The sequence below is a fragment of the Heyndrickxia acidiproducens DSM 23148 genome, assembly GCF_000374345.1.
Taxonomy (GTDB): domain Bacteria; phylum Bacillota; class Bacilli; order Bacillales; family Bacillaceae_C; genus Weizmannia; species Weizmannia acidiproducens.
This window is the reverse complement of the sequence record NZ_KB894053.1, coordinates 1-7275: the sequence shown is the minus strand read 5'-3', so window position 1 is coordinate 7275 and position 7275 is coordinate 1. Positions and strand designations below refer to the sequence as shown.

Annotated in this window: 7 protein-coding genes; 3 read left to right on the top strand and 4 right to left on the bottom strand. The window is 45.6% G+C overall.

The window, feature by feature from the left end; genetic code table 11:
- A partial coding sequence (locus C232_RS0117710; RefSeq protein WP_018665445.1) for an IS1380 family transposase occupies positions 1-968 on the bottom strand: 968 nt, incomplete at its 3' end.
- Between the two features lie 406 nt (positions 969-1374).
- Between C232_RS0117710 and C232_RS0117705 the strand changes: the two genes are divergently transcribed.
- Genes C232_RS0117705 through C232_RS0117695 form a run of 3 tightly spaced genes read left to right on the top strand, consistent with a single transcriptional unit; the run spans position 1375 to position 3826 of the window.
- A complete protein-coding gene (locus tag C232_RS0117705; RefSeq protein ID WP_018665444.1) occupies positions 1375-2007 on the top strand; it encodes a GNAT family N-acetyltransferase in 633 nt (210 codons plus the stop codon).
- A gap of 20 nt (positions 2008-2027) precedes the next feature.
- Complete coding sequence (locus C232_RS0117700) at positions 2028-2675, top strand: acetoin utilization AcuB family protein (protein WP_018665443.1); 648 nt, start codon at positions 2028-2030, stop codon at positions 2673-2675.
- Positions 2672-3826 carry an acetoin utilization protein AcuC gene (locus C232_RS0117695; RefSeq protein WP_018665442.1) on the top strand — a complete coding sequence of 385 codons (1155 nt, stop codon included), beginning with the start codon at positions 2672-2674 and terminating at the stop codon, positions 3824-3826. Before C232_RS0117700 ends, C232_RS0117695 begins: the two co-directional genes overlap by 4 nt.
- A gap of 34 nt (positions 3827-3860) precedes the next feature.
- Here C232_RS0117695 and ccpA read toward each other — a convergent pair whose 3' ends face one another.
- The 3 genes from ccpA to C232_RS0117680 form a co-directional block, all read right to left on the bottom strand.
- Entirely contained in the window at positions 3861-4871 is a 1011-nt protein-coding gene (gene ccpA, locus C232_RS0117690) for a catabolite control protein A (RefSeq protein ID WP_479691210.1), read from the bottom strand.
- Positions 4872-5198: 327 nt separating this feature from the next.
- Positions 5199-6275, bottom strand: a complete 1077-nt coding sequence (locus tag C232_RS0117685) for a bifunctional 3-deoxy-7-phosphoheptulonate synthase/chorismate mutase (RefSeq protein WP_018665440.1) — start codon at positions 6273-6275, stop codon at positions 5199-5201.
- A gap of 333 nt (positions 6276-6608) precedes the next feature.
- Positions 6609-6983 (bottom strand): YtxH domain-containing protein, encoded by a 375-nt coding sequence (locus tag C232_RS0117680; RefSeq protein ID WP_018665439.1) that lies wholly within the window; start codon positions 6981-6983, stop codon positions 6609-6611.
- Positions 6984-7275 lie beyond the last annotated feature (292 nt).

Here is a 7275-nt window from a genome sequence, read left to right as displayed (position 1 = left end):
AAGGTCGTCCAATAGGTTTCAAATTCATATTCCGGTATCAAAAAAATTTGACCGTCTCTCGAGATCGATCTTTCGATCACTTTGAACACTTTCCGGATGGTTCGCTCTTCCCCTTTCACCTGAAAGGTTACGGGGATGGATCCAAGGTAGACTTTCTTTCCTTCTCGTTCTTCGCAGCACATGCCGTATTTTTGAGCGATTTCAAGCCAGTCCTCCGCTTTTTCTTTGCGGGGATTGCGTTTGATAATAAAGTCTGTCTCGTTTTCCAGAAAGATGATGAGGTTATCCCGGCTGTCGTTTCCGGAATCAAGCCTGAAAAGCAAAGGCTTGTCTGTCAGTTTTTTGGCAAACGGAAGGGTTTCTCTAATAAAATTCGGTGTCCCTTTTTGGCAATGCACGTTTCCATTTCGCATTTCAACATTCAGGCAGTAACCTTCCTGCCCGATATAGGCGAACATGGGGGCATAGCCGTTACAGCCTTTATAGGTTCTTTCGACACCTTCTTTTTTCGTTTTGGAATTGTCAAATGGTGAAACATCCATGTCAACCGGAATATAAGCTTTTTCTTTGGCGTAAATGGGGCTAATTTTAGCATTGGTTCGGCGGATCAAATCCAGCGATTCTTCAAGCAGAACCTCTTTCCACTTTTTTGTCAAAGCCGCCTGATCAAGGCGTTGCCTTAAAGTTGGGCTGGAAGGGACCCCTTTTATATCCAGAGCAAATTGAAAAAAGGCATCATCACGGAAGGTTTCAATACTGTCAAAATCACTTTTGCCCTGGCAAAGCAGGCCGATATAAGATTTGGCAACATCACCATTCGAATATTCAGGGTTACGGGAAATATTTGGTAATTTATAGGCGTTTAACTTCGAATCTAAATTCGTTTGATTTAGTAGGTTTCCTACAATAGCTAATCCGGCCTGGGCAGTAATTCGTTCACTCGTAGCTTCTATAATAAACTCTTTCATGAAATCACCTGATTGTGGAATTGGTTAAAATGGAATTCTATCCATATTATACTAGATCCCATGCAGATTTTTCGAGATTGAATGAAAATTTCATCACGGATTCAGGTATATTTTATAAATTGGAAACAAAACGAGACGAAAGAGCTGCTGATTATACAGCCTCATGTTCACTTGTATGCCAATTAAATATAAAAGCTGGTGTTACCAAAAAGGAATAAGAATTGTTATTAAAGTCTTTGTGTTTGTAAATTTACAGTCACAAAATTCTCGTATTTGGACCTAACAATTTGTCTTTTTTCGTTATTGTATTTTCCCCCAAATCATGAGATGATGAAACTATACTGAACTGTCATTCATAAAATCTTGAAATCTAATTCCTTCCGATTTGTTTAAAGGATGTGGAAAAATGGAGCATAGAAAAACTTACTATTCACAAAACTTAAAGACAAAGTCCGGGCCGCTTCTTATTGAGGGCCCAATTCCGGGTGAAAGGCTGGCACAAATGGACTTTCATGACGATTTAAAAGCATTCCGGCCCGCTCCGAAACAGCATGCGGCCCTGAATGAGATTGCCGATCTTCCGGAGGGCAGGATCATTGTCGCGCGGGACGGCAATACCGTTGTCGGCTATGTGACTTTTTTGTATCCCGACCCGCTGGAACGGTGGTCAGAAGGCCATATGGACAATCTTTTGGAACTTGGTGCCATCGAAGTCATCCCGAAGTACCGGGGCAATGCGGTCGGCAAGCATTTATTAAAAGTGGCAATGATGGATGATGCCATGGAAGATTATATTATTATTACGACAGAATACTACTGGCACTGGGATATGAAAGGAACAGGGCTGAACGTTTGGGAATACCGCAAAGTGATGGAAAAAATGATGAGTGCCGGGGGGCTCAAATGGTTTGCGACGGACGATCCCGAAATTTGCTCGCATCCGGCCAATTGCCTGATGGTCAGAATCGGGAAGCGCATCGGTCAGGACTCGATTGAACAATTTGACCGCATTCGTTTCAAAAACCGTTATATGTACTAAACACGAACAGGGGTGGGAACATGATCGTAGAAGAAATGATGCAGAAAAATGTGAAAACGCTATCACCGGAAGATACTGTCCAATCTGCGCTTCAGCTTATGCAGCAGGCCGGCATCCGCCATATTCCGCTTGTCAACAACCGGAGCGAACTTGTTGGCGTTGTGACCGAGCGTGACATCAAGGAGGTGGCGCCCAATCCTTTTTTTCCGAAAGAACAGAAGGAAAAACTGGCACTGCCTTTGAAAAAAATTATGAAGACCAATCTTTTAACCGGCCACCCGCTCGATTTTATTGAAGATATTGCAGTGCTGATGAATGATAACCGGATCGGCTGCCTCCCGATTTTAGAAGACGGCAGGCTTGTAGGAATTGTCACCGGTACCGACCTGCTGCAGACCTTTGTAGATCTGACCGGGGCCGGCCAGCCAAGTTCGCAAATTGAAATCCGCGTCTCGAACCGTTCCGGCGTTCTCCGCGACATCACTGAAATCATTGCCGGGCAACATTTAAATATTTTAAGCGTCCTGATCTATCCCGACCGCCGTGATGCCGGCAGCCGTATTCTTGTCTTCCGTGTCAGCACCATGAATCCGGTGGCGTTAATTTCCCGCTTAAAAGGGGCCGGCTATGATGTGCTGTGGCCGAATATGCCGGGGATGCCGCAATGAAGGATGCTGTCTTTGTTTATTCCAGCGACCTGCTTTCCTACCGTTTCCGTGACGACCACCCGTTTAATCAAATGCGCGTGCAGTTGGCAAAAGAATTATTAGAAGAAGCTGGCGCCCTCAAGCCCGAAGATATCGCCAAACCGCGCCGGGCCACAGATGAGGAACTGCTTCTCATCCATGACGCGGCTTATCTGGAAGCGGTCAAACTGGCCGGCCAGGGCCGGCTGGATCCGGCAAAAGCGGAAGGATACGGGCTCGGGACAGAAGATACACCGATTTTTGCCAATATGCATGAAGCCAGTTCAATGCTTGTCGGCGGCACCCTTACAGCAGTGGAAGAAGTGATGTCAGGCAGGGCAGCTCATGCGCTTCATTTGGGCGGCGGGCTGCATCACGGCTTCCGCGGAAAAGCGTCCGGTTTCTGCATTTACAATGATACTTCAATTGCGATTCAATCGATACGGGAAAACTATCATGCGCGGGTGCTGTATGTGGATACGGATGCCCACCATGGCGATGGCGTCCAGTGGGCTTTTTATGATGATGAAAATGTCTGCACGTTTTCCATCCACGAAACAGGCCGGTATTTATTCCCCGGTACCGGCAATGTCAATGAATGGGGGATGGGGAAAGGGTACGGCTATTCTTTTAACCTGCCCGTCGATGCGTTTACAGAAGATGAGTCCTGGCTGGAATGCTACACGGAAGCGCTGGTCCGTATCGCCGAATATTTTCAGCCGGATGTAATTGTGACGCAAAACGGTGCAGATGCCCATTATTACGACCCGCTTACCCATCTGTCGGCCAGCATCCGTATTTACAAAGAAATTCCAAAGCTCGCCCATCAGATTGCACACGCCTATTGCGGCGGGCGCTGGATCGCAGTCGGCGGCGGCGGATATGATATTTGGCGGGTCGTTCCGCGCGCATGGTCGCTGATCTGGCTTGAGATGGCACAGAAAAAATCTGTAACCAAAGAAATTCCCGCTGCCTGGCTTGAAAAATGGCAGAAAAAATCATCCTACCCGCTGCCTGCTGTATGGGATGATCCCGAAAAATTGTACCGGCCAATTCCGAGAAAACAGGAAATTACCGAAAAAAATCGAAATGTGCTGAATCGGATGCTGCAATTTATTGAACAGTTAAATTGAAAAGGCCGGCCCCCTGGATATGGGCCGGTCCTTTTTATTTCGTTGATTGGCGGTGTTCGATGCGATGCGGTAGCACGATTTTGTTTTCCGGTACAGTTTCTTTGTTCATATATTTGGTCAGTAACCGCATCGAGACAGCCCCGATATCATACAACGGCTGAACGACAGAAGTTAGCTGCGGGCGGACCATTTCTGCCAGACGCGTATTATCGGAAGAAATCACTTCCAGCTGCTCCGGAATGCTTATGCCGGTATCCTGGGCGCCGTGGATAATCCCGAGGGCCATTTCATCGTTGCCGACAAATACGGCAGTCGGCACTTCACCCAATTCCTGCAGCCGCTGCCAGGCTTCAATGCCTGAATCGTATGTATAATCCCCTTCCACCACATAATCTTCATTGAATTCAATTCCCGCTTCGGAAAGCGCTTCTTTGTAGCCTTCGAGGCGCAGTTCGCGGTTGATGGCATCATGCAGCGGCCCAATGACGAGGGCAATTTTTTTGTGGCCTTTTTGTGCAAACTCAGCCACCACATCATTTGTGGCCTTTTTATAGTCAATATTAACAGAAGGAATTTTATCAAACGGTTCAATAGACCCGGCAAGCACAATCGGCACAGAGGAGCGTTCAAATTCGGAGATATGCTCTTCTGTAATATTGCCGCTCATGAACACGATGCCGTCTACTTGTTTGCCGAGCATCGTGTTCAGCAGATGCAATTCTTTTTCCTTATTTTGGTCAGAGTTGCTTAAAATGATATTGTACTTATACATCGTGGCGACGTCTTCAATCCCGCGCGCCAATTCTGCGTAAAGCATATTGGAAACGTCCGGAATAATGACGCCGACCGTTGTCGTTTTTTTGCTGGCAAGCCCCCGTGCGACAGCATTCGGACGGTAACCTAAACGATCGATCACTTCCAATACTTTTTTTCTCGTCGTTGGCTTAACATTCGGGTTTCCATTCACAACCCTTGAGACGGTTGCCATTGAAACATTGGCTTCACGTGCAACATCATAAATTGTGATATTCATTTTCCTGATCACACTCCAATTTTTACAGTCCTGTTTCTAGTTTTCACAATCGAGCCCATATTAAACATAGAAAAGTACGGGGCTTAAGCCTTCAGCACTTTCTAATCGTCCATTCTTTTATTGAAACAAATAACGACAAGACATCCCTGTATTCGACACTCTTATTACCCATTAGACTCCTAATTATATCATAATCATACGATAGGGAAAAACTTCCTGCAATCTTTGACACAAAATTGACACATTTTTTCACATGCCAAGTGATTATTTTGCGAAAAGAAACAGGCCTTTCAAAAGAAAAAGCCCTCTGCCAAAGCAGAAGGCATGAAGCCGTTGCAATTAAATACGGGCAGGCAAAGCAGCCTGGATTTCTTTATAGAATTCATCAAATTGTTTCAAATTCATTTGCTGGGCCGCATCGGACAGTGCAACAGCCGGATCCGGGTGGACTTCCGCCATGACACCGTCCGCACCGATCGCCAAAGCCGCCTTCGCAGCCGGAAGCAGCAAGTCTCTTCTTCCTGTCGAGTGCGTTACATCAACAAATACCGGCAAATGTGTTTCCTGCTTTAAGATCGGCACAGCCGTAATATCCAAAGTATTTCTCGTTGCTCTTTCATACGTTCGAATGCCGCGTTCGCAAAGGATAATCTGCCCGTTGCCCCTTGACATAATATATTCCGCCGCATTGATGAATTCCTCAATAGTGGCAGCCAGACCGCGTTTTAATAAGACCGGTTTCCGGATCGAGCCTGCCGCTTTTAAGAGTTCGAAGTTTTGCATATTACGCGCCCCGATTTGGATGACATCCAGATAGTCCACCGCTTGTTCCAAATCGGCTGGTGTGACGATTTCACTGATTACCGCAAGATCAAATTCATCGGCAATTTGTTTTAATATTTTCAAGCCTTCAAGGCCTAATCCCTGAAAATCATATGGAGAGGTGCGTGGTTTGTAAGCGCCGCCGCGGAGCAGTTTCAATCCCTTTGCTTTTACAGACTCCGCAACTTGTGCAACCTGATCGTACGATTCAACCGAACACGGCCCGAATACAAAATACTGGCTGCCATCCCCGACATTTTCGCCTTTGATATTGACGATCGTATTTTCGGGTTTCTTTTTCCGCGAAACGAGCAATGCTTTGCGGTGATCGTCTTCCTGCAGTTCAAGCCCGGCTTTAAAAATTTCTTTAAACAGATGCTCAATTGTGGATGTTTCAAAAGGGCCGTCATGCTGTTCCTTAATTAGATTTAACATTTCCCGCTCGCGTACCGGATCATAGCGGTTAACACCCTGGCTTTCTTTCAGTTTCCCGATTTGCTGGACAATTTCGCCCCTCTTGTTAATCAATTCCAGCAGTTTTAAATTCACTTCTTCCACTTCTAAACGCAGTTTCTCAAGCTCCTCGTTTGCCACTAACCTCTCATCCTCTCTGTTGACCTCAATAGATTTTTACAATTCGCGAACTACTGTCATAAAAACTAACAATTTATTAGAACTTATTATAATCCATTCCATTTAAAAAGTCACGAAAAACTTCTTTACCGGATAGACGCTTTTATGTGCTAAAGTACAGGTGAACATGTTTCAGAGCTTTTTTATTCTTCTTATTATCTTTCACATGAAAAGGTGCACCCATTTCTCTGATCGCAGGCAGATTTTCAACAAATATGCATCTGAATTCGCGGGCAAAAAAAAGGGCCGGCCAATGTCGAATACCAACATTGGCCGGCCCTTTTTTCCTGCCTGTTATTCTTCTAATGAAGTTGGGGCCTCCGGATGATCCGGCACTTCTTTTTTCATTTCGGAAGCCTCATTTTTCACTTGATTGGTCGTCTGTTTTACATTGTCTTTGAACTGGCTACCTTTTTGCACGGCAAAATCACGGACTTGTTTCGTTTTTTCAGCTGCCTGCGAAGCCAGCTGGTTGCTCTTTTCAGTTGCGAGTTCGCGCCATCCGCCTGTTTTCCCCTTAATGTTTTCCACTTGCCCGTTTAAATCATCGCGCAGTTCCTTACCCGACTTCGGCGCCAGCATAAGGGCGACTGCAGCACCTACAACACCGCCGACAATGGCGCCTGTAAGAAAATCTTTTGTGGACATTTGTTCTTCGGAATTAGACATATTCTTCTCCTCCCTCTATAAATATTGATTTATCAACGGTTTAGGCCGTTGGTGGGGTGTCAAAAAAATATTTTTCAACACGTTTCCTAACAAAATTTTTATATTATGTGAAACTATTCCAACATATGGGTACGCTACGCGGTCACTACTGGATAATGGTGGAAAGTAGTGATAGGAAATTATACGATGCACAATGGATCTCTGCGTAACTTATGATGACGTACCCTCCCATGTCTCTGGGCATCTGTGTGCCTACATTCCTTCGTTCGGTCTAGTCATAAGGCAGAGGCTA